This window comes from Weizmannia sp. FSL K6-0777 (assembly GCF_038593185.1).
Lineage (GTDB): Bacteria > Bacillota > Bacilli > Bacillales > Bacillaceae_C > Weizmannia > Weizmannia faecalis.
Map to the genome: position 1 here is coordinate 496102 of NZ_CP151971.1, position 24478 is coordinate 520579.

The window sequence follows — 24478 nt, forward strand, 5'->3', positions numbered from 1 at the left end:
ACTTTGCAAATTATTTTCTCAAAATACCAAAAAAGAAGGTGGAATGATGGGGAATCTGCTGCTGAAAATGGAAGGCATTAGTAAAACTTTTCCTGGAGTGAAAGCGCTATCCAACGTCCGATTTGACTTGTATGAGGGAGAGGTTCATGCCCTTCTTGGAGAAAATGGGGCGGGAAAATCTACGTTGATGAAGATCCTCACAGGGATTTATCAAAAAGATGAAGGCACGATTGAGTATTTAGGAGAGCAAATTGAAGTAAAGGACATAAGAGAAGCACAAAAACTGGGAATCAGTATGATTCATCAGGAACTCAACCTAGCACCGCACTTAACAGTTGCCCAAAATATCTTTATCGGGAGAGAGCCAAAAGGATCTTTAGGGCTTTTCCTTGATGAGAAAAAATTAAATAACGAAGCCCAAAAATTGTTCGACAGGTTGAATATAAATTTAAACCCACGTGAACTTGTAGGGAATTTGACAGTTGCAAAGCAACAGATGGTTGAAATCGCGAAGGCACTGTCTTTTGATTCAAAAGTATTAATCATGGATGAACCCACTGCTGCTTTAACCGATGCTGAAATTGAAGCATTGTTTGTGATGATCAGGAAATTGCGTGCAGATGGTGTCGGCGTGATTTACATCTCGCACCGGATGGAAGAGCTTCAAAAAATTACCGACCGCCTATCCATCATGCGGGATGGCACATATGTCGGCACATTAAATACGAAAGATGCAACCATTGATCAAATTATCGGAATGATGGTTGGAAGAAAAATTGATTATAATCGAAAGCCGGCAATCAAACAAAGCAGCAAAGAAGTTGTCCTTGAAGTAAAAAATTTAAACAGGGGCAGAGCCATTAAAGATGTAAGCTTTAGCCTTCATAAAGGTGAAATTCTTGGTTTTGCCGGTTTGATGGGAGCTGGAAGGACAGAAGTTGCCCGGGCCATTTTCGGGGCAGACCGCTTGGATTCAGGTGAAATTTTTATAAAAGGGCAGAAAGTGCAGATTAACAGCCCTGAAGATGCTGTAAACCATGGAATTGGCTATCTCTCAGAAGACAGAAAACAATTTGGATTAATGGTGGATATGGATGTGAAAACCAATATTGTGATGGCATCCATGAAGGATTTTCAAAGGCCGCTTGGGTGGATAAATGCTCCAAAGATGAAACAACAGTCTGAAAAAATGGTCCAAAGATTACGGATTAAAACACCATCCATTAAGCAAACGGTGAAGAATCTTTCAGGAGGCAACCAGCAAAAAGTGATTATCGGAAAATGGCTGACCCGGGATACGGATATTTTCATATTTGATGAACCGACACGCGGGATTGATATCGGGGCAAAAGATGAAATCTACAGGTTGCTGGATGAACTGGCCCAACAAGGAAAATCCATTATGATGATCTCCTCGGAGCTTCCTGAAATCTTGAGATTAAGCCACCGGATTATTGTCATGTGCGAGGGCAGAATTACCGGTAAATTGGAAAATGATAAAAACGCTACACAGGAATCCATCATGGCTCTTGCTACAAAACGAATCAGCTCATGATATTCAAATTTTAAAGGGGTGAATGACAAATGGAAATTCAAAAAACGGCGGAACTGCCTGCTGGAAAGAAAATGAAAAAGAATAAAATCAATTCCAGTTTGTTACAGCAAATTCTGGCATTTGCAAGTTTAATCGTACTTTTTCTTTTCTTTTCAGTCGCTTCATCAAATTTCTACCAGTTTGATAATATTGTAGGAATCCTTTTGTCAACGGCTGTCACAGGCATTCTTGCTTTAGGTGCCACGATGATTATTGTTACTAGCGGGATTGACTTATCATGCGGTACAGTCATGACTTTATCATCAGTCATGGCCGGTGTCTTTACGATTCAGCACGGATTTCCGATTTGGCTGGGTATTTTGGGCGGTATTTTAACTGGGGCTGTGGCCGGGCTTATCTCTGGCCTTGCGATTGCAAAAATGAAAATTCCGCCTTTTATTGCAACATTAGCCATGATGATGGTGGCAAAGGGCTTATCTCTTGTGATTACGAACGCTTCCCCTATCTATTTTTCTCCTAAACCAGGCTTTCAAAAGATGGCCATGGGGACGCTTATTCCGGGGATTCCAAATGCAGTTCTTATCTTTTTTGTAATGGCCATCATTGCAAGCCTGATTTTAAGTAAAACCGTTCTTGGGAGATATACATTTGCATTGGGCAGCAATGAAGAAGCAACCCGCCTTTCCGGTGTAAACGTTAACAAATGGAAAATCATGATCTACATGCTTGCTGGGGTTTTTACCGGGATTGCAGGAATTGTAATGGCATCCCGTTTAGATTCTGCACAACCGGCATTAGGCGAAGGATATGAGTTGCAGGCCATTGCAGCTGTTGTCATAGGGGGAACCTCATTAAGTGGCGGTACCGGAACCATCCTTGGTACGGTTATTGGGGCATTAATTATGAGTGTCTTAACAAATGGTTTGCAAATTTTGTCAGTGCCAGACCAATGGCAAACGGTTGTAGTCGGGATTGTCATCATTTTAGCCGTTTATAGTGATACATTGCGTAACAAAAAATCGAAATAATACAGGTACTAATTTCAAAGGAAATTCATATATCACTTCACTTTCATTTTAAGGGGGAATCATTTTGAAAAAGCCAGGTATTTTCGTCTCAATCGCGCTTGTATTATCCTTGGTTCTTGGTGCATGTTCTTCAAATCAGACGAGCAGTAAATCGGAAGGGAAGGGAGAAAGCGCAAAAAAATCCGGTAAGCCTTATATTGCCATCATTTCTAAGGGATTTTCGCAGCAGTATTGGCAGGCAGTTAAAAAAGGTGCGGATCAGGCAGCCGCAAAATACAATGTAAAGATTACGTTTGATGGCCCGGATAATGAATCGCAAGTAGACCAACAAGTGAATATGCTTCACAATGCACTTAACAAAAATCCGGATGCTATTGGCTTTGCCGCTTTGGACACCAAGGCAGCGATGTCTTATTTGCAGCAGGCCAAAAGCAGAAACATCCCGATTATAGCTTTTGATTCAGGGGTCGAGGGCAATATTCCGGTAACGACGGCCGCAACAAATAATAAAGCTGCAGGGGCACTTGCTGCAGATAAGCTGGCTGAATTAATTGGAAAAAAAGGAGAAGTCGCGGTTGTCGCGCACGACCAGACGAGTAAAACGGGTGTAGATCGCCGGGACGGATTTGTGAATGAAATCAAGAAAAAGTATCCGAAAATTAAGATAGTTGATATTCAGTATGGGGATTCGGACATTCTTAAATCAACCGATGCTGCTAAAGCAATTATGCAATCGCATCCCAAATTAAAAGGTTTTTATGGAACAAATGAAAACTCTGCAATTGGGATTGATAATGCGATCAGCGAAACAGGCAAAAAAGGGATAACCGTCGTTGGCTTTGATGCTGGGAAACAACAACTCGACGCTATAAAAAATGGTATTGAGGCTGGGGCAATTACCCAGAATCCAATTGGTATCGGATATGCAACAGTTGAGGCTGCAGTTAAAGTGCTTAAAGGACAAAAAGTGCCGAAAACAATCGATACCGGTTTCTATTGGTATGACAAATCAAATATGGACAGCAAAAAAATCAAACCGCTTCTTTATCAATAAAATGCTGGTTTGGATGTTTAAGAGACCTTTACAATGAAACGCTCACGGGGAATGAAAACAGTCAGATACCTTTTTTCCTGGAGAGAAAAGGTTGAAGGATTGGCGTGGGTGTAAGAGCTTTATATCCCATGCCAGCCCTTGCCGAACTCGCTTTTAAAGCAACTGATATTAAATGCAGAGTTGAAATGGGTGACACCTGAAAATCAAGCCGTTCATGCCGAGTGTAGCGGAATGCTAAAAAGTAATCTAAAGGGGGGTGGATTCGTGAATCGTGTGTGGGCTTTTGATTTGGGGGCATCCAACGGCAGGTTGATGGTAAGTGAATTTGACGGGGAGAAAATTTACCTAGAAGAAATTCATCGTTTTTCTAACCATCCCGTTCATTTAACCGGTCACTATTATTGGGATATCCTGCGAATTTTTCAGGAAATGAAAAAAGGGATGGAAAAGAGTATTCACAAAGGATACCGGTCCATTGAGGGAATGTCGGTTGACACATGGGGAGTAGATTTTGGGCTGATTTCGGATACAGGTGAGTTGGTCGGCAACCCGTACTCTTACCGGGACTATCGTTCACAGGACAGTTTAAGGGAAATGGAAAAGGTTATACCGGAAAAAACTTTATTTGCCAGAACCGGGGTGCAGCCGGCAGCGATCAATACGATTTGTCAGCTTTATACAATGAAATACAACCATCCCGAACTTTTGGACAGAGCAAAAACACTATTATTGACACCCAATTTAATTAACTACTTTTTTTCCGGTGTAAAGGCAAGTGAATACACGATTAGTTCAACTACGTCTTTGCTTAACATTCAGAACCGTAACTGGGACATTGAATTAGTAAAGAAATTGGAACTTTCGGCGGAAATGTTTCCTGATATTGTCATGCCCGGAACCATCCTTGGGCCAATCCGTGCATCTATTCAACATGAATGCGCTACCGGCCCCGTTCAAGTGATATCCGGTGCGGGGCATGATACGGCTTGTGCCTATGCCGCCTTGCCGATTAAATTGGATCATGCCGTTTTTATAAGTTGCGGTACATGGACTTTAATAGGTGTGCAAGTAAAGGCCCCTGTGATTTGTGACGAGGCGCTAGAGTGGGGGTTTACAAACGAAGGGACAGCCGATGGAGCAGTACGCCTTCTCAAAAACATGATGGGGATGTGGCTTATCCAGGAATGCAGGGCAGCATGGGCAAAAGAAGGTATGCACTTTACCTATGAAGAAGAGGACCGGCTTATTCGGAATGCTGCCGCGTTTACCAGTTTAATCGATCCGGATGATCCAAGTTTCTTTAACCCGATTCATATGCCAACGCAAATCAGGAATTTTTGTATCCATTCCGGTCAGCAGCCCCCTGAAAAACCAGGGGAATATCTTCGCTCTATTCTGGTTAGCTTGTCGCTGAAATGTCGTTGGGTTGTAGAAAAGTTGGAACATTTAACAGGCCGGCAAATTGGCACCATTCATATGGGAGGCGGAGGCATTCAAAATGAGTTATTTTGTCAATTCATCGCAAATGCAGCCAATCGCCCGGTCGTAGCCGGGCCTGTTGAAGCAAGTGCGATTGGCAATGCATTAACACAATGGATAGCCCTCGGGGAAATAAAGAATCTAACTGAAGGGCGTGAAATGGTCCGGAATTCATTTCCTCTTAAAATCTATGAACCTCAGGATCTATTTGAATGGCAGGAAGCATATGGCCGCTTTATAGATCTGTTGAATACCAATGCGAGGAGGCATTATCATGAAAACAGTAAATAATAGATTTTTTGGAAAATTGCCGAAAGTGGGGATCAGGCCGGCTATTGATGGAAGAAGAAAGGGAATACGCGAGTCTTTAGAAGATGTGACGATGAATATGGCTAAATCGGTTGCCAAATTGTTAACGGATAACCTTCGCCATTATAACGGTGAACCCGTTGAATGTGTCATTGCCGATACTTGTATTGGCGGAGTAGCAGAAGCAGCCCAGACAGCCGCAAAATTTGCAGAAGAAGGTGTGGGGCTTTCCATTACTGTCACGCCATGCTGGTGCTATGGATCGGAAACGATGGATATGACGCCTGAAATTCCAAAAGCTGTATGGGGATTTAATGGCACAGAACGCCCGGGGGCCGTATATTTGGCAGCCGTATTAGCCGCCCATAATCAAAAGGGTATTCCCGCTTTTGGCATTTATGGCAAAGATGTTCAAGACTTGGATGATGCTACAATTCCGGAAGATGTACAGGAAAAATTATTGCAATTTGCCAAAGCCGGACTGGTTGTTGCAACCTTGAAAGGAAAGTCCTATTTGTCCATCGGATCTGTATCAATGGGAATTGCCGGCAGTACGGTTAATCCGGATTTCTTCCAGGAATATTTGGGAATGAGAAATGAATATGTTGATATGTCTGAATTTGTAAGGCGTATGGATGAGGAAATTTATGATAAGGAAGAGTACATTCGTGCTTTAAAATGGGTTAAAGAAAACTGCCCTGAAGGACCGGATCATAATCCGGAACACATGCAGAGAACCCGGGAGCAAAAGGATAGAGATTGGGAAGTCAGTGTTAAAATGGCGCTCATTGCCCGTGACTTAATGGTTGGGAACCCGAAACTAAACCAAATAGGGTTCGGTGAGGAGGCTTTGGGGCATAACGCGATTGCTGCCGGCTTTCAGGGACAGCGCCAGTGGACAGACCATTTTCTAAATGGGGATTTTATGGAAACCATTTTGAATTCCTCGTTCGACTGGGACGGGATTCGTCCTCCTTACATCATGGCAACAGAAAATGATAGTTTAAACGCTGTATCCATGCTTTTTGGACATCTGTTAACTAACTCAGCGCAAATTTTCGCCGACGTCCGGACGTACTGGAGTCCTGATGCTGTAGAACGTGTGACGGGATATAAACCGGAGGGATTGGCATCTGAAGGTTTTATTCACCTGATCAACTCCGGGTCTGCCGCACTTGACGGGACGGGAGAACAAACAAGAGAAGGAAAACCGGCAATGAAGCCGTTCTGGGACATTACTGAAGAAGAAGTGCAAAAATGCTTGGCAGCAACTTCTTGGCGGCCGGCAGCGACAGGATATTTCCGCGGCGGCGGCTTCTCCAGCGACTTTCTAACAAAAGGCAATATGCCTGTAACCATCCTTCGAATCAATCTTATTAAGGGATTGGGGCCGGTATTGCAAATTGCAGAAGGGTACACCATTGAATTGCCGGAAAAAGTTCACGATATTTTAGACAATCGTACAGACCCTACTTGGCCAACGACTTGGTTTGTTCCCAACCTTACTGGAGAAGGCGCATTCAAAGATGTCTACACTGTCATGAATCATTGGGGAGCCAATCATTGCGTGATGAGCTACGGGCACATTGGCAGCGACTTAATGACATTGGCTTCTATGCTTAGAATTCCTGTAAATATGCACAATGTGAGTGAAAAGAAGATTTTCAGGCCAAGCGCCTGGGCGATGTTTGGAACAAAAGACCCTGAAGCAGCAGATTATCGGGCTTGCCAAAATTTTGGCCCGTTATATCGATAGAATGAAACAGGTGTCTTAAAAAGAAGATCATCTTTTTAAGACACCTTGCCTATATATTGCGAACTTGAAAGAAAAAATTTTCGCGAAGGTAGAGAAATAACGGTTCGAACCAAATGAAGTTGTGCCAAAGTTTAAGCTTTGCCAAAGTGCCATTGTATGTTGATCTTTTTGGTTTTTATGAAAGGAGCATTTCATAATGAAATACAGTGAAAAAGAACTGCGTGAACTTATATGTGATATCGGTAGAAATTTATTTAACAAAGATTATGTAGCAGCCAATGACGGAAATATCTCCGCGCGTTTATCAGAAAATGAAGTGATTGCAACGCCAACTGGTGTCAGTAAGGGATATTTGACTCCGGAAAAACTGGTAAAAGTGACTTTAGAGGGGGAAATTGTTGAGGCGAAGGAAGGATACCGCCCTTCTACCGAATTGAAAATGCATCTGAGAGTTTATCGCCGTTTGCCGGAAATGAATGGAGTGGTTCATGCCCACCCGCCTTTTGGGACAGCTTTTGCAATTAAAGGCGAAGTTCTAGATAAAATGATGATGCCGGAATCAGTTATTGCTATGGGGGAAATTCCGCTGGCGAAATATGGCACGCCTTCGACTGAGGAAATTCCTGACTCTATTGAACCCTTTTTAGGAAATAAACAAGCGGTATTATTAGAAAGTCATGGGGCTTTAACCTGGGGGAAAGATGTGATGGCGGCTTATTTAAATATGGAACGTTTAGAGTATACCGCAAAGTTAACATTTATTACCAGAATGCTCAATGGTGAAAGGGAATTGCCTAAAAATCGTATTGAAGAGTTAGTGAATTTGCGCTCGTTTTATGGGATGTAGGGAACAAGGCTTGGAGTAACTCCGTGATGCAGCAGTTTGAGATCCGGCTTGGCTTTGAAGCATTCAAGTATTGCGTATACACCGGATTAAATAAAATGCAGAAACCCTCATCGGTGTTTCTACATGAAAGGGGAGGAAGAGGATATGGGCCTTAATGTTAAAAAATCCATTCAAAACGGTCATACAGCACTTGGCATAGAGCTAGGTTCCACCAGAATGAAGGCTGTTCTCATTGGAGAAGATCATCAACCTCTCGCATCTGGCAGCCATGATTGGGAGAATCAATACTTGAACGATATTTGGACATACAGCATAGATGATATTTGGCGGGGCATACAGGAATGCTATCAAAAAATGGCTGCTCAGGTAGAAAAGAATTATCATGTTACACTGAAAACAGTTGGTGCAATCGGTATCAGCGGGATGATGCACGGCTATATGGCTTTTGATAAAGATGGGGTGCTCTTGGTGCCTTTCCGAACATGGCGAAACAATATTACAGAGCAGGCTTCAAAAAGGCTTACAAAACTTTTTAACTATCCTATTCCTCAAAGATGGAGTATTGCTCACTTGTATCAAGCTATCTTAAACGGAGAAGAGCATGTTGCGAACTTTGATTACATCACAACTTTAGCCGGTTATATTCACTGGAAATTGACCGGCAGGAGGGTTATGGGTATTGGTGAGGCATCCGGGGTATTTCCAATTGATTTGAATACAAAAGATTTCAACCAAACGATGATCCGTCAATTTAATGAAGCAATCGCATCTGAAGATCTGCCTTGGCAACTTGAAGATATTCTGCCCCAAGTTTTGGTAGCTGGAGAAAAAGCCAGTGTATTAACGGAAGAAGGAGCAAAGCTTTTGGATCCTGCGGGAGAGTTGGGAGCGGGTATCCCTCTTTGTCCACCGGAAGGCGATGCAGGAACTGGGATGGTTGCAACCAATAGCATTGCTCGCCATACCGGGAATGTTTCTGCCGGAACTTCCGTATTTGCTATGGTTGTCCTGGAAGAAGAGCTTTCCAAAGTATATCCGGAAATTGACCTTGTAACGACCCCTGCAGGTCATTTGGTTGCTATGGCTCATTCTAATAATTGCACATCGGATTTGGATGCATGGGTCGGGTTATTTAAAGAATTCACCGACGTAATAGGGGTGGATATAGATACAAATACGTTGTACAAAACTTTGTATGGTTTGGCACTAAAAGGTGATCCGGATTGTAGCGGTTTGCTTGCTTATGGTTATTTGTCCGGTGAACATATGACTCATTTTAAAGAAGGACGGCCATTGTTTGTTCGTTCGCCGGACAGCCATTTTACCCTCGCTAATTTTATGCGAGCACATTTATTTACAGCTTTGGGAGCATTAAAAATTGGAATGGATATTCTCGTTAAACAGGAAAAAGTAAAACTGAAGGAGATCGTAGGGCATGGCGGCTTATTTAAGACTGAAGGTGTCGGGCAGCGCATGATGGCCGCTGCGCTCAATGTTCCTGTTTCCGTTATGGACACAGCAGGAGAAAGTGGAGCATGGGCAATTGCTGTGCTGGCGTCTTATATGGTTAACAAAATGGCCGATGAAACATTGGAAGCGTATTTAGACCATATATTTGCAGAAAAAACTGTAAGGACAGTGTATCCGGATCCAAAAGACGTAAAAGGGTTTGAGCAATTTATGGAACGTTACCTCAAAGGCCTTGCGATCGAAAGAGCAGCCGTAAACAGCCTAACCTAAGACGGCGGTGCCCACCTTTTAAATCAGCAAAATTTTGGAGGGTGAGGCACCGCTTGTTATTTTTATCATTAAGATCGGAAGTGCGCTGTTGTTTTTCGACAATGAGAGTGAAGATAATATTTATTCACCAATTACAATGACTCTACATTTTCGTTCACGTGGTCTTGCACGGTCAAAATCAACAAAATAAATATAACCCGTTTTTCCAACTCCGAGTCTCCCGCTATCAACCTCAAATGTCTCGCTGGAACCAATTATTGTTGATTTTAGGTGTGCGTCACAGTTGAAAAGCACTGTGCGATCCCCATTTGGAATATACTGTTCGATATCCGGCCATGAAGCAACAGCTTTATAATGCTCTTCACCAGGATAGTTATATTGGCCTTTTTCAACTTGATCCGGAATGATTTTTTGAAGAACATAATTTAAGTCAGCTTGTAGAAATTCATCGCCATTTTCAGTGAAATCATGAACAAACTCTTCAAAAAACACAGAACAAGTCGTGTGTGGAGAAATTACGACGCAAATGCCATTTTGAATTTTACTATTTTTAATAGCTTCTTTTACGGCAGGCGTTATATTAAAAAAAGTTGGCTTTCCTCCATGCGATTTCAAGCTAATTTGTTCTTTATAAACAGTCATTGGATAACCTCCTCACTTGCTCCTGCTCTCTATCTTGCACTGCTTTTAACATTGCGTTTGCCCATTCTTTAATACGCTCTTTTGGATCAGGCGCTTTCAATATACCGCTTGTTCCTCCTGTACCATCTGATCCGAGTTTAATAACGTTATAAACATCCCCGGCAGTTGTCACACCTGAAGCGATCATTATTAATATATCTGGATCTATATTCCTGATCTTAGTAACAGTTTCAATAACATAGTGAGAGTCTGCAACTTTTCCAGTACCAATTAGTTCAGTAGGTTCTGCTAAGAGAATGTTCGGCTTTAATTGTGCAAGTGCAACGGCCTCATTTACTGAATCAGCACATACTATGGTGATCATATTTAGCTCGCGAGCTCTTTCTATCGTTTTTGATAAATCTGCAATTGTCATGGGATGTTCAGCATGGTTTAAAAAAACGGCTTCAGCGCCGGCTTCTTTTAACGATTCCGGCAATATATGCCCCATACTACGCCCTGGTTTTATTGGCTCCATATGTTGGGCCGTAACAATTAAGCGCTTTGTATTTTCTTTTATATACCGAATGTCTGCATATGGACACGTAAAGAACAATTCGAGTCCTGTTTCCTCTGCGATCTTGTCAGCGGCCAAAGCCAAATCCAAGGATTGATTTCCATATAAGTAAGATTTTGGATTCACAACTAAGAATGGTGTTCTTATTTTCATTATATTGACTCACCCCTCCAAATTAAATTATTTTTCGTTATAACGTTTAGTATGAAAGACATGGTAGTAATGTTTTGCCATTTCTTTCATGCCTAAGTAAGCATCCTTTTCCAGTTGGATGTAATTTTGATATTCTTTTTCTCTCGTATTTTGTAGTGCGGCAATTGTAATGTCTGTAAAAATATTTATTTTACATATGCCCAGTTCAGTTGCTTTTGAGAGATTATCATCGCCTGATGAAGATCCTCCATGTAAAACGAGAGGGACAGGGACATGGGCAGACAGTTCTTTTAATCTGTCAAAATTAATATGAGGAGCTCCTTTATAAGTTCCATGTGCTGTTCCAATCGCAACCGCTAAAGAGTCAACATTGGTTTGATTTACAAATTCGACAGCAGCTTCTACTTGTGTGTAATTTGAGTCATCATTAATATCATAATTCGTTGCGGAGCCAACGTGGCCAAGTTCTGCTTCTACAACCACACCTTTATTGTGGGCATATTCTACAACTTCTTTTGTCTTTTTCACATTATTTGCAAACGTTTCTTGGGAAGCATCAATCATCACTGATGTAAATCCGTTATCAACCGCATATTGAATGTTAGAAAGGTTTACGCCGTGATCCAAGTGCAAGACAACTGGAATATCAGCTTTTTTCGCATAGTATAAACCGAATTCTGCGGCTTCTTCCGTCGTCATGTACGAACTGTGGGATTCAGCACAGGCAAGGATAACCGGCAATTTTAATTCTTGGGCAACGTCTAAATAAGCCAATAAGGAAGCACGGCTCCAAAAGTTAAAATGGGGTATGGCAAAATGCTTTTTTTTCGCAATTGCCAATAGTTCTTTTGACGTCACAAGCATCTTTTTGCACCTCCAATTAAATTAAAAGGGAAGATCTAAGGTTGGAGCTGGATCCTCCCTTGGTTATAACGATTGCTTAATTTTCTATTTCTTTCTTAATTGTTTCAAAGACTTTGTCGGCGCCGATCCCTGTTAATAATGGTACGCCGTTAATTACTTTTTCTTTTAAGTGATCCGGAACGATTGTGGTGCTGAGTACGATGTCATAATCATCGAGGCGATTAACTTCATCAGCGATTTTGCTTTGATATAAGGTAACTTTTTTTTCTAAGCCGTTCTTTTTTAAAAAGTCTTTTACTTTCCCAGTTACAACTGTACTGGTCGCTACGCCTGTTCCACAAACAATTAATAATTTTTTCATGATCAATTCCTCCTTCATTATTCTCTTGCATTATCCATTATCCGCGTCAACATCTTTTCTGATTTTGTTAAAGTAAATTAAGCCTGCCAAAACAATGACTCCAATGATTGTTATTCCACCCCAGCTAAGCAGTTTGCCCAGCCCAACAATCATCCAAGTTGTCCATACACCGCCATCACTTAATACGCTGATGGAATGGCTGCCATTTAAGTTAAAGTTTGCTGCTATAGCAGATTTTGTAATCATAGGTGCGGCCCATGTCGCAATATATAAACTTAGAGCAATATTAATTGCACCTCCAATAACCGTCCTGAAAATATCCCCCCTAAATACGGCAGCCATTAATGCAATCATGAAAGGGATCGTGGCTAAATCGCCAAATGGTAATACTTTATTTCCGGGTAAGAAAACGGCAATCAGTAATGTTAACGGTACCAAAATTAATGATGACGAAAGTACGGAAGATTGGCCTACTGCAAGAGCACTGTCCATCCCAATATACAAATGGCGACCGGGGAATTTTTTTTGGACAAATTCATTTGCTCCTTCAGAAATTGGGGTTAGTCCTTCCATTAACAATGAGACCATTCTTGGCATGAGCATCATGACTGCAGCAGTGTTAATCCCTAATTGAAGGGTTTTTGCTATTGAATATTTTGCCAATAATCCAATGACGATCCCGATGATTGTACCCATGACAGTTGAATCGCCAAATATGCCTAGTCGTTTTTGGACTGTTTCCGGGTCAAGATGGATTTTATTAATCCCAGGAATTCGGTCAAATAGCCAATTCAATGGGATTGCAACTAATAAACCAGGTGCAGAAGACCCATGTGGAAATGTGATATTTGGCAGATTATAATATTTTTGAACGGTCTTTGCTCCCATATCAGCTAAGAGATAGATAAGCATGGCATGTACAACCATGGTATAAATACCCAGCCAGAAGTTTGAAGTTGCGGCATAGACGAGTGATCCAGTAAATGCAACATGCCAATAATTCCAAATATCTACGTCTAATGTTTTTGTAATACCAATAAACAAGAGAATGATGTTGACAATAATGCTTACGGGGATGGCCATACTGCCTAATACTGTTCCGTAAGCGATTGCAGATGCTGCTGGCCAGCCAACATCAATTGAGCTGAGGTGAAGGTCGTAATTTTTTACCATTGCTTGAGCTGCCGGGCCCAGATTTGATGTTAATAGATTGATGACTAAGTTTAGGCCTACAAAACCTATACCAACAGTTAAACCGGCTTTAAATGCTCTGCCGGGTTTAATTCCAAGAATAAGAGCAAAGATAAAGAGCAATATTGGAAGCATGACACTTGCACCTAAACTAACAAACCATTGTATAACCTCCATTATTAAGTCCCCCTAACGATTTATATTTGGCTAATAAATACCTTTTTGTTGCATGATTTCGATAAATTGTTTATTGCTGCTACATGTTCTTAGAATGGTCACCAATTGTTCATCTTGAAACAGAGATACCAATTTTTGTAGCATATTAAGTTGATCATTTGCTTTTTTCAGCGCCAGCATAAAGATTATACTGACATCGACTGTTCCTGTCTCACTCCCCATTTCCCTGAATTTTACAGGTTTGCTAAGAGACATAAAACCTACTTGGGAATGAATGACTTTGTCACTGTCTGTATGAGGTATGGCAATCCCTATATTATTCATTTTTAAACCAGTCGGATAATTTTTTTCCCTTTTTAAAATGCCGTCTTTAAAAGAACTCGTTACCAATTTTTTCTTCATAAATTGATCAGCCAATAATTCCAATGCATTTTCACAGCCCTCTACTGATTGATTGAACAATATAATCTCTTGGTCGAAATACATATCAAACTCTCCTCTAATTTTATAAAGTTACTAAGATAGTAAACGAATCACATCCTTTTCGGTTGCAGCCTTCTTTAAGTTTTTCATGATTTTTTCATCTGCAATTTTTCCAATCACCTTTTTTACAAGTGTTTTTCCAGGATCTTGCTGGCTGTTCTTTTTAATTGCTAATAATATAACAATGCGTACCATACCTGCGTCTTGTTCCCAAAGAATGCCATGCTCGCTTAATCCAATGACAACCGCTGAATTTGAGAGTTTTTCAAATTCTCCATGGGGCAGTGCAACTTCCGGATCGATTAATGTTGCTCCTTGTTTTTCTCGCATGAGCACTTCTTTGATAAATTCTCCACTATCATTTAAAAGGTTATAATCCACCATTACATTAGATAATTCAATCAAAGCCTCATTCTTATTTGCCGCTAATAGCCGGTGTGTTATGAGTTTTAAATTGAATGCGCCGCGTTTCCCATCATCCATGCTCAATACCTCCCAGAAACTCTGCTAGCCGGTTTTTATCCTTATTTGTGAACATGGCACTTACAAGCAAAACAGGTGTCTCAATTTGTATATTCAGGTCCACTGTTGTGATGATTAAGTCAACATCGGTGTATTGATGTTCATTATGAAGATATTTTATGGTGGATATAACATCAACGATCTCTAATTCAGGAAAAGCTTTCTGAACTTTAACTTTTAGCAATTCTGATGTGCCGACACCGCTTGTACACATGATCAGTACCCGTTTCTGCTTTTGCTCTTGTTCAATGTATTTTGCAAAATATAAGGTAATAAATCCGCTTTCATCCTCACTGATTTTTCCAATTTGAAAATATTCTTCAACCTTTTTAGATATTTGTGCAACTGAATTAAATAAATGTCCGTATTCCAATTTAATTTCATCTAATAAATTATTTTTAATATAAATATGGTTGTAAATTCGATTGAGCATTGGTTTAATATGATTAGCAAGATCATTTTTCACCAACTCATAGCGGATATTTTGGTGTTCAATTTCATTGAACTTTGTGATATAAAATTTTGTGACTCTCTTAACAAGAGAGGGCAGTTCATCTGTGAGATTTCTGTCTTGATTGAATCGGGTTGAAACAAGATACTGTAACAAATAAATTGATTCCAACGATGACAGTTTTGCATTTAAATAATGGCTCGTATCAGTGATGACTTTTTTCGCGATAGCATATAAATGCGGATTTTCCTTTATAATTTCTTGTTGTTCCTTATGAACAGAGTTCTCTTTATTTTCGATAAACTTACCTTCTCTGAACCGGTTAATTAAAATATACAAATGAGAAAAAATATTAATATTATAGGGATAGGGAATCGTCATATTTAAAGAGCGTTCAATTTCTTCGATTTGAGAAATAATGAATTCCTTATCATATTGGTTCAGGGTGTGTCTGTCAGATGAAAAATCATATAAATTCTCCGCATCAAATAGGTTCATCTTTAAGATAGTTGTATTAATGGCTCTTCGAATGTCAATCTCGCTTCCTATAATTGAAATGCTTTTTCCTTTGTGTACCATCTTGATACCGTATTTTTTTAACGTATTCGATATAATGTTAAGATCGTTTTCGATTGCAGATTTGCTCACATAGTACTTTTCATAAAGTCTTTCAAGCCGGATTGAGTAAGGTGATTTAAATAGCAAGTTCAGGATAATGCTATTTCTTCGTTCAATCGGGGTGTAATCCAGAAATTCACGGTTCTTAAACCTTTTCTCTTTCATGTAGTTCTCATAATTGATTTTATAACCACGCCCTCTCGACGATTCTATTATTTCTCCACAGCTGGACGAGTCATTCATTTTTTTAATTATCCGGTAGACTGTTTTGGTTGATATTCCTGCAAGATTTGCGATTTCTTCGGCAGTTATATAATCGCTTTTCTGCAATAAAATGTCCGCTAGCACTTGTTCTCTTCTACTGAGCTGCATATTCAATATCACCTCACACATTTATTATAATGGTTTTTTGAAAACGCAATCACTGTTTTATGTCCATTGCAATGGACATATGGAGATTAAGAATTCTAAAAAATTTCTTCTGCTAATAAGGTTCAATTAACGCTTACTTAAGTATGTTAGCACAAGATAAAAGTTAGAATATTTCATTGTAACGGATAAACCCAGATTACGAAAGTAAAATAGTAATTTAAAATAAAAAAGTGCCCCATCCTTTGGTATAATTGATTTTGAGAAAAAAACAATAACCAAGAAAGGGGGCACCTTTAAGGTGAATTATATCATTCCTGTCTCAAGAATTAAATATGAATTCAATTTAAAGAATAGTACAAAATTTAGTGGCATCCTCCCATTTCTGCAATTTCTGGAACGGATGAAAATCCAGCAGACTTTCCGGGGGTTTGATTGCTTAAAGAAAGACAATGCCAAATTTCCTCTAAGTAAAATATTTGTATATCTGATTGCGGGCTGGATGGCAGATTGCTCCCGTATGTTTCATTTTCAATCACTCCAGAATGACCCTTTGATTCGTGCTTTCTTAGGAGGAAAATGCCCGCATTATACGCTTTTAAGCAAGGATCTATTAAGGTTGGAGAAAATCGAGGATGCTGCCATAGAATTCAAAGAACGGGTGATGGACATCATCGAACCATGGCTGGATTCCGATCTCATTCTTGACTTTGATTCAAGTGTCGAAACGGTTTATGGAAACCAGGAGGGAGCGAAAATCGGGGTGAACCCCCATAAGCCGGGCAGAAAAAGCTACCACCCCCTTCTCGTTTTTGAAGGAAAATCCCATCTTTGCTTAAACGGTGTGCTAAGACCGGGAAACGTCCATTCAGCTGACAACGGAATTGAATTTGCCGAGGAAACCTATCGATTGCTTTCCGCTCAGTACCTTATCCGGTACGCCCGTTTTGACAAGGGATTTGGCGGAGAAAAGTTTTACAGTTATTGGGAGCAGCAGAAGATTAACTACGCCGGCAAACTGAAATGGACATCAAGATTGAAAAAGTATGTTGAAAACGACAATTCTCCGTGGATCCGGTATGTTGATGATGAGCTGATTGTTATAGAGGGAAAAACAGTCTACTACCAAGCAACTTCCTGGGAAAAGCCAAGAAGAGTTGCGGTCATCCGAAAAGCTGACAAGTATGAGGAAGACCAGCTTCAATTGTTTGATTTTCTCTGGGATTATGAAGCCATTGTGACAACGATGGACTGGGAACCTATGGATATTTGGAGATTTTACAATCAGAGAGCCTGTCTGGAAAACTATATCAAAGAGTCTAAATATGGTTTTTCGATGGACAAGATTCCAACAGATTCTTTCGGGGCAAATCATATGGATCTTCTGATTAAATTACTGGCGTACAATTTATTCGAGATCTTTAAAAAGGACCATTGCCCGGCTGCGTTCAAGTCCTATACCATCAGGCGGTTTCGAAGAGAGTTTATTTATTCGGCCGGCGTGCTGACATCTCACAGCCGGAGGGTCTCATTGAACATTTGTGAGACATATGCCCACAAATGGGCATTCCGGAAAATGATTCAAAGTGTGCGCATGATTGATTGAGAGACAGGAACTGAATACTGGAAATTAAAAAGCCCGCAAAGGTGGGGAGGGGGAAAGTATACCTTCAACCACCTGAAATTATAGATTTGGATTCCATATTTTACATTTACTTCCACGTGTGTGGATTTTAGCTATCAAATCGCTGCACTTTCGTAATTTGGGATAAAATTTTTTAAAAGTAAATTGACTTAATAAAGAGAGGTGAATTACCCTTAAAGTAGTTATTTTTTTCCTGCTCAGTGGATTTTATAAAGATAGTGATGATAAGGGTAACAGGCATATTGAATTTGCTGTAGAAAGCTGAGAAAAATCACAGGGAGGAAAATCAAATGAAAAAGTTCGAAATGGAAGCTGACTTATATTGTATACGTTGTAAAACAGAAGTCGCGCATAAAGTCACATATATTAATGATATAATCACAAAAATAGAATGTGAGCAATGTCATCGGGTAATTGATAAAAATATTGATTTTGGAAAAGTATTTTATCAAGAAATTTATAATAGGATATCAACAAAACCGTTAAGACTAACTGAGGAATACAAACAAGACCTTAGTGAATTTCTTTCCAAATTACCTTTTCGGGTAATCACGAAGCCTTACAGAGTGATGAAAGATCTAAACGAGACCAGAAAGATTATTGTGGAATATAAGACACATCATCATAATTAATGATCTTTCAGTATAGCCTTGGTACGGTATAGGTAAAAGTCTTGGAGCAATTTTTGGAATGTTACATCGAAAGATTTGCGATCGAATGAGTGGTAATAAACAAATCAAGCAGAGCGGTGCCTGTCACTCTTTTTTGGGTATGCAGGTACCGCTCATGACTTTTGGAGGGAGTTGCAGATGCCATACACAGAATTTGAACAGTCATTAAATGAAGCCTTTTTTTTCGCTACTCCTGGTTTTGTGGAGATAAAGGAAAAGGATGCGTTGTTACAGTGTGAGGGTTTGGATCAAGCGTATATAAAAGAAATGTTCAAATCGGGCGTAAGAATGGATGCGGGACGGGAAGAGGCGGGAGCCGTTTGCTATTTTCCGATTGTTCAGGAGATGAAAGTGGTCTCTGTCTTATTGTTGCGGCCGAAGCAGGGCGAGAAAGAAGGGTTCGCCCGGGACATCCAATACTTAAAGTTATTGTCAGAACTGGCCTGCCAATGGGTGGCTGAGAAATTAGAAAGGGAAACATGGCAAAAAAGGTTCGGGGAGATCCATCTCGAAACCCGGAAACTGATTCAATCCATTACCGAGCCTTTTTGTCTAGTGGACCAGGACGGACTAATCCAGGAAATGAATGAACATATGGCTTCGCTCTTTCGCAAAAGAAGAACCACCTTAATGGGTGAAAAGATTATGCAATATATCACAAAGGAAAAATGGGAAAGCATCAAAAGCAGGAACGAAAAGGATGAGATGGTGGTGCAGGTGCCGGGAAACCAGGGGGAAGCCTATTTTGCCACCATTCAACCGGTAAAAAGCAAACAAGGGATTGTCTCGTATATGATCCTTTTAAAATCAAAGAAGACAGAAAAACCGGAGCAGGCCGGCCGGCGCCTTTACCATTTTGAAGATATTCTCGGCGTCAGTGAGATACTAAAACAGACGATCCAGTCAGCAAAAAGGGTGTCTAAAAGCGATGTAACCATCATGCTGCGCGGCGAGAGCGGAACGGGAAAAGAAATGTTTGCCCAAGCCATCCATCATGAAAGTGAGCGGAAAGATCAGCCTTTTGTTGCCTTAAATTGCGCGGCGATACCTGAAAACTTGCTGGAAAGCGAACTGTTTGGCTATGAAAAAGGGGCCTTTACGGGAGCAGAAAAAGAAAAACCGGGGCGTTTTGAACTGGCCAATCACGGCACGCTGTTTTTAGACGAAATCGGGGATATGTCCTTGTACCTGCAGGCAAAAATACTCCGGGTGCTGCAGGAAAAAACTTTGGAAAGGATTGGCTCAAACAAAAGCAGGAAGATCGATGTCCGTATTATCACAGCAACACACCGGAATTTGGAGGAATTGATCAGAAAGGGAGAATTCCGGGAAGATTTGTATTACCGGATCAGTGTAATTCCCATTTATATTCCGCCACTCAGGGCAAGAAAAGAAGACCTGTCTGTCCTGATTGAGCATTTTACCCGGAAATATTCAAAAGATTTGAATAAGCATCCAAAAAGTTTAGCGGCGGAAACGCTCGACAGGCTTATGCAATATGATTGGCCGGGAAATATCCGGGAGTTACAAAATGTGGTCCGCCATTTTGTGGAATTGGAAATTGGGGATACGGTAACATTGGAGAGCCTCCCATCCTCTTTGCAAACGGGGTCAAAATCATTGCCTCCATCTGTAAAAAAATCGGCACGGACCAATCATTATCAAACCAGGCTGGACAAAAGGCAAGTACTGGAATTGTTGGAACGGAACGGCCGGAGTACAGAGGGGAAGAAAAAAACAGCAGCGGATTTGGGAATCAGTTTGGCTACTTTGTACCGTTATTTAAAGAAAATGCAGGGATAAAAATGAGAATCATGAGAAAACGTGCGAAAAGATGAGAAAAAAAGAGAAATTTAAATACAATATGTTGAAAACGGCAAATTTGCGTGCCTTTTTCTCAAACCATAAAATGAGAAAAACGATTTTATAAACTTTAAAAATGTCCGAATACATTGCGAAATGAACGATTCTGTCCGTTTATATTTTTGGCACGATATTTGCATTGTATTTGGTGAGGGGTGAGGTCGTGAGCTGGTTCATTCACAAGGAAGACATTGCTTACATAAGCGCCGGCGCAAAATTTTTATCCAGCGGAGGCGGCGGGGATACGAAAATAGCAGCGTATTTGCTTTTGTCTGCTATGGAAGAAGATGACGTGATAGAAGTAAAAACCGCAGTTGAAATGGCAGACGAGTGGGTCGTGCCGGTCGCAGCCGCAGGGTCCACGGTGTTAATGAAAGAAGATCTGCCTGCAGGGGAAGAAATTGTAAAAGCTTTGAAAGAATATGAATCTGTGTCAGGCAGAAAAGCAGACGCTGTGATTTCAATGGAGATTGGGGGGATCAATGCATTAACCCCTTTACTGGCTGCGTTCAAATGCCATCTTCCGGTCATTGATGGCGATGGGATGGGCAGATCCTTCCCCGAACTGGAGATGGTGCATTTCTATCATGCTGGAATCCCGGCCGTTCCGCTCGCCGCCTGTTCAAAAGACGAAACGCTTGTAATAAATGAAGCAAAGCATGTCTCGCGCACTTTGAAAGAATTTATGTTTCAGCAGGATGGGTATTGCCATTTTGCCTGCTTCGGGGCTGCCGGGTCCCGTATGAGGGCGGCCATGGTACCGGGAACATTGAAGCTGGCACTGGAAATTGGAAAAATACTTGCCCAAAACGCCTCTATCTGGGTGAAAGTGCAGCAGTTGCGCCATGCCTTTTTTCAATCTGTATACGGGGAGATGGAGATTGCGTTTGCCGGGAAAATCCGGGCCATCAATCGCTGGTTTGAAGAGGAAATGCTGGTGGGCGCGTTGGAACTGGCCGGGCAGATGGAATACCATAAGCAACGCGCAAAACTGTATTTTCAAAATGAATTTCTTTCTTTTCAAATTCCGGATGCGTGCCATTGTACAACCCCTGATTTAATCATTTTCGTTCATTATGAAACCGGGCTGCCTGTAGCTGTATCGGAACTCCGTGAAGGGATGATGGCCATGGTTTTAACGGTAAAGGCTCCGGGACTGTATCAGACGAAAAAAATGCTTGCACAAACGGGTCCTGAAATGTTCCGGATTCCAAATCAGTTTCTTCAGAAGGAAACGGCCGGGAGGAGGCAGCAAGGTGAAAATTGGCATTGATATTGGCGGGACCAACACGCATGCCGTTTTGGTTTCCGGTGATGGGAAGCTCAAAATGGTTTCCAGTTCTTTGACCACCCCTGATGTCTATACAGGCGTATATCGATCAATGAAGGCCCTGCTGCAAAAATCAGAGATCAGGGCAGAGGAAGTAAAAGGGATTTATATCGGAACAACAGAACTAATGAATGCCGTATACGATGAGAAGGTTTTAGCAAAAACAGCTCTAATCCGCATTGCGAGAAGGCCTGTCAATATCACCCCGGCGCTTAAATGGCCGGCAACACTTCGGCGTTTGATCACAGAGCCGTATTTTATGGAAAGTGATCATGGCTACAACAAGAGCGGCGGCCGGATCGCGGATTTCAAACCGCTCGAACCGCTTTACCAATCCATTGCTGATGGAAAAGTTGAAGCTGTCAGCATCGTGGGCAGCTATTCCCCTTTGTATGAAAATGAAGAAGTTGCGGTAAAAAATGAAATTCGGAAAAGATTCCCGGAAATGCCTGTTACGGTTTCCCATTCATTTGGCTCCCTTGGGTTTGTGGAACGGGAAAATGCCGCTTTGCTCAATAGCTTATTGTCGAAAATGCTCGAAAAAATGCTTGCCCATTTAGCGGATGGTTTCTCCTCTCTCTTGCTGGAATGCCCTTTTTGGCTGACGCAAAATAACGGATCGTTAATGTCTGTTGATCAAGCGATGAAATTCCCGGTTTTGACGCTTGCTTCCGGAGCGGCCAACAGTTTGAAAGGGGCGGCGAAACTTTCCGGGCTTCAAGATGTGATTGCGGTGGATATCGGCGGAAGCAAAGTGTATGCTGCGCGTGTTGCCGGCGGGGAGTTGCCTGAAGTAATGGGCTCTTCCGATTTTCCCGGCTTGGAAGTAGGGCTTGAGATGCCGGAAGTCATTTCCCTCCCTTTTGGCACAGGGAACAGGCCAGTTATCCGGAAGGGGGAAGTGGAGCTGTTGCCGCTGCTTTCCAATGATATTAAGCAATACGGCGTTGCCTGGGGAGGGGATGTACTGACAGTCAGTGATTGCTTTCTTAAGCTCTTTCCTGATGCTTTTTATGATCCTGAACTCCACACAGAAAAATTAAAATATGTACCAGCAAATGAGTGTGCGATGGTTGTCCAATATGTGGTGCGAAAAATAAAAGAAATCCTGGACCGGCTGCAAAATGAAGAAAGAAACCTCCCCATTGTACTGGTCGGCGGGGGCAGCCCGCTTTTTAACCCGAAATTATTCGGAAAGTACGAAAAAGTGCTGAATCCGGCCGGCTATCCGTATAGCGGGGCAATCGGGGCTTGTGATGCGACCATCAGCGAAGTATCGGATAAAGTGTACTGGTTAAATGACCGCTCCAAAGAGGAAGTGGTCGCCGGAGCAGCTTCTGCCTGCAAATTAGAAGCCATCAAAAAGGGCGCAGATCCTGATACCGTCAAACTTGCTTATATAGAAGAGTATCCCTTTGAGTACATGAAAGGGGAAATTCTCCGGATCAAAATAAAAGCTGTAGGCGAGCAAATTTTATAAAACGGAGGCTGCAAAATGCAAAAAAAATCAAGTCTTGGTGATGATTATTCTCTGTCCCGGGTGCCATCGTCCGGACGCCAATCTTTGTGGAATATTACCATTGTCCGGGTTGGCTCATTAGCGACGATTTCACAGTTTATTTTGGGGGCTTCATTAGGATACGGGATGGACTTTTGGCAGGCTTTTTGGGCAACGATGTTCGGCAGTGTCATCCTTGAAGTCATTAGTTTTCTGCTTGGGTATGCGGGTGCAAAAGAAGGAATGTCAACCAGCCTGTTATCCCGGTGGACGGGTTTTGGCAGGTACGGGTCAAGCATTATTGGCGCTGTGATTGCCATTTCTTGCATCGGCTGGTTTGGCGTACAAAACTCGGTCTTTGCCCAGGGGATCGTCCAATCCACGAACGGGGCAATCAGCCTGCCGGTTGCGGCCGCGATAACAGGCTTGGGTGTAACGGTTCTTGTCATCTTTGGTTTTAAAATTTTAAGTGTAACAGCATCCATTGCTGTTCCTGCGTTTCTATTGGCAGTGGCAGTCGGCATTTATGATGTGCTCAATAAATCCTCTATTACGGAGTTAATGGCAAGCGCACCTGCCGGAAAACCGCTGACGATGGGAGTGGCCGCAACAATGGTGGCAGGCGGATTTATTATCGGAGCCGTGATTACGCCGGATTTCAGCAGATTTGCCAAAAACGGGAAAGACGTTTTCTGGATGACGATGATCGGCACCATTGTCGGGGAGCTTGGGATCAATATGATTGCCGTATTAATGGCACTTGCCGCCAAAACAAGCGACGTGGCGAGCATCATGATGCAAACTTCCGGGTGGCTGGGTGCATTGGTTGTTGTTTTTTCCACCGTTAAAATCAATAACTTGAACTTGTATTCATCATCACTCGGTTTTACAAATATCTTTGACACCATATTGAACGTCAAATTGAATCGGGGCCTCGTGACGCTCGCGATCGGCATCATTGGGACGTTATTGTCTGTGATGGGCATCCTCGGCCGCTTTACGGATTTTCTTGTTTTTCTCGGGGTTCTGGTGCCGCCGATTGCTGGCATCATTGTCGTGGATTACTTTGTACTAAGAACGCACAAGAAGGAATTGGATGCCAGCCGGATGAAAGGAACCTTGCCGGAGACAGAAGAAAATGTAAACTGGGTTACGATGATCTCCTGGGCTGCGGGTTTTGCAGTCGGATACTTTGTGAAAATGGGGATCCCGTCCATCAATTCATTGGCGGCGAGTGCGGCGGTGTATCTGGCAGGCATGCTGATTGTCCAGGCCGTCAGGAAAAACCCCGCTGAAGAAAAAATGGCATCTTAAAG

The 24478-nt window shown here is 41.8% G+C and carries 21 protein-coding genes; 13 read left to right on the plus strand and 8 right to left on the minus strand.

All coding sequences use genetic code 11. From position 1 onward, the window contains the following. The first annotated feature begins 46 nt into the window (after positions 1-46). From NST70_RS02340 to NST70_RS02370, 7 genes are all read left to right on the plus strand, one after another. The gene (locus NST70_RS02340) at positions 47-1555 is read left to right on the plus strand and encodes a sugar ABC transporter ATP-binding protein (RefSeq protein ID WP_168985866.1); all 1509 of its coding nucleotides are present in this window, start codon (positions 47-49) and stop codon (positions 1553-1555) included. A gap of 29 nt (positions 1556-1584) precedes the next feature. Next, the gene (locus NST70_RS02345; RefSeq protein ID WP_061577627.1) at positions 1585-2583 is read left to right on the plus strand and encodes an ABC transporter permease; all 999 of its coding nucleotides are present in this window, start codon (positions 1585-1587) and stop codon (positions 2581-2583) included. Positions 2584-2647: 64 nt separating this feature from the next. Then, entirely contained in the window at positions 2648-3637 is a 990-nt protein-coding gene (locus NST70_RS02350) for an ABC transporter substrate-binding protein (protein ID WP_061577626.1), read from the plus strand. 231 nt (positions 3638-3868) lie between these two features. Further along, positions 3869-5407, plus strand: a complete 1539-nt coding sequence (locus NST70_RS02355; RefSeq protein WP_064505189.1) for a rhamnulokinase family protein — start codon at positions 3869-3871, stop codon at positions 5405-5407. Beyond that, complete coding sequence (locus NST70_RS02360) at positions 5391-7181, plus strand: L-fucose isomerase (RefSeq protein WP_342475640.1); 1791 nt, start codon at positions 5391-5393, stop codon at positions 7179-7181. The genes NST70_RS02355 and NST70_RS02360 overlap by 17 nt, the downstream gene beginning before the upstream one ends. Positions 7182-7377: 196 nt before the next feature. After that, the gene (locus NST70_RS02365) at positions 7378-8028 is read left to right on the plus strand and encodes a class II aldolase/adducin family protein (protein ID WP_061577623.1); all 651 of its coding nucleotides are present in this window, start codon (positions 7378-7380) and stop codon (positions 8026-8028) included. Positions 8029-8172: 144 nt separating this feature from the next. Further along, the gene (locus NST70_RS02370; protein WP_168985867.1) at positions 8173-9768 is read left to right on the plus strand and encodes an FGGY-family carbohydrate kinase; all 1596 of its coding nucleotides are present in this window, start codon (positions 8173-8175) and stop codon (positions 9766-9768) included. A gap of 120 nt (positions 9769-9888) precedes the next feature. Here NST70_RS02370 and NST70_RS02375 read toward each other — a convergent pair whose 3' ends face one another. From NST70_RS02375 to NST70_RS02410, 8 genes are all read right to left on the minus strand, one after another. Beyond that, complete coding sequence (locus tag NST70_RS02375) at positions 9889-10410, minus strand: YjbQ family protein (protein WP_061577621.1); 522 nt, start codon at positions 10408-10410, stop codon at positions 9889-9891. Beyond that, on the minus strand, positions 10397-11119 hold the full coding sequence (locus NST70_RS02380) for a triose-phosphate isomerase (RefSeq protein WP_061577620.1): 723 nt from the start codon (positions 11117-11119) through the stop codon (positions 10397-10399). Before NST70_RS02380 ends, NST70_RS02375 begins: the two co-directional genes overlap by 14 nt. A gap of 27 nt (positions 11120-11146) precedes the next feature. Next, positions 11147-11983: a class II fructose-bisphosphate aldolase gene (locus tag NST70_RS02385; protein ID WP_061577619.1), complete on the minus strand. Its 837-nt coding sequence runs from the start codon at positions 11981-11983 to the stop codon at positions 11147-11149. 76 nt (positions 11984-12059) lie between these two features. After that, entirely contained in the window at positions 12060-12344 is a 285-nt protein-coding gene (locus NST70_RS02390) for a PTS sugar transporter subunit IIB (protein WP_061577618.1), read from the minus strand. 30 nt (positions 12345-12374) lie between these two features. Next, a complete protein-coding gene (locus tag NST70_RS02395; protein WP_061577617.1) occupies positions 12375-13712 on the minus strand; it encodes a PTS transporter subunit IIC in 1338 nt (445 codons plus the stop codon). A 30-nt stretch (positions 13713-13742) separates the two neighbouring features. Next, a complete protein-coding gene (locus tag NST70_RS02400) occupies positions 13743-14198 on the minus strand; it encodes a PTS sugar transporter subunit IIA (RefSeq protein ID WP_061577616.1) in 456 nt (151 codons plus the stop codon). Positions 14199-14228: 30 nt separating this feature from the next. Beyond that, complete coding sequence (locus tag NST70_RS02405; RefSeq protein WP_061577615.1) at positions 14229-14678, minus strand: PTS sugar transporter subunit IIA; 450 nt, start codon at positions 14676-14678, stop codon at positions 14229-14231. Then, positions 14671-16158, minus strand: coding sequence for a PRD domain-containing protein (locus tag NST70_RS02410; protein WP_061577614.1), 1488 nt, complete (start codon positions 16156-16158; stop codon positions 14671-14673). Before NST70_RS02410 ends, NST70_RS02405 begins: the two co-directional genes overlap by 8 nt. A gap of 298 nt (positions 16159-16456) precedes the next feature. Between NST70_RS02410 and NST70_RS02415 the strand changes: the two genes are divergently transcribed. The 6 genes from NST70_RS02415 to NST70_RS02440 all read left to right on the plus strand — a co-directional run bounded on the left by NST70_RS02415 (position 16457) and on the right by NST70_RS02440 (position 24476). Beyond that, the gene (locus NST70_RS02415; protein ID WP_104851506.1) at positions 16457-17761 is read left to right on the plus strand and encodes an IS1380-like element ISBco2 family transposase; all 1305 of its coding nucleotides are present in this window, start codon (positions 16457-16459) and stop codon (positions 17759-17761) included. A 329-nt stretch (positions 17762-18090) separates the two neighbouring features. Next, on the plus strand, positions 18091-18432 hold the full coding sequence (locus tag NST70_RS02420; RefSeq protein ID WP_104851181.1) for a bh protein: 342 nt from the start codon (positions 18091-18093) through the stop codon (positions 18430-18432). A 177-nt stretch (positions 18433-18609) separates the two neighbouring features. Continuing rightward, positions 18610-20274, plus strand: coding sequence for a sigma 54-interacting transcriptional regulator (locus NST70_RS02425; protein ID WP_328229191.1), 1665 nt, complete (start codon positions 18610-18612; stop codon positions 20272-20274). A 223-nt stretch (positions 20275-20497) separates the two neighbouring features. Beyond that, positions 20498-21607 (plus strand): DUF917 domain-containing protein, encoded by a 1110-nt coding sequence (locus tag NST70_RS02430; protein ID WP_118499574.1) that lies wholly within the window; start codon positions 20498-20500, stop codon positions 21605-21607. Then, positions 21591-23144, plus strand: coding sequence for a hydantoinase/oxoprolinase N-terminal domain-containing protein (locus NST70_RS02435; RefSeq protein WP_179234189.1), 1554 nt, complete (start codon positions 21591-21593; stop codon positions 23142-23144). The genes NST70_RS02430 and NST70_RS02435 overlap by 17 nt, the downstream gene beginning before the upstream one ends. A 15-nt stretch (positions 23145-23159) precedes the next feature. Next, positions 23160-24476, plus strand: coding sequence for a cytosine permease (locus NST70_RS02440; protein WP_104851185.1), 1317 nt, complete (start codon positions 23160-23162; stop codon positions 24474-24476). Positions 24477-24478: the final 2 nt, after the last annotated feature.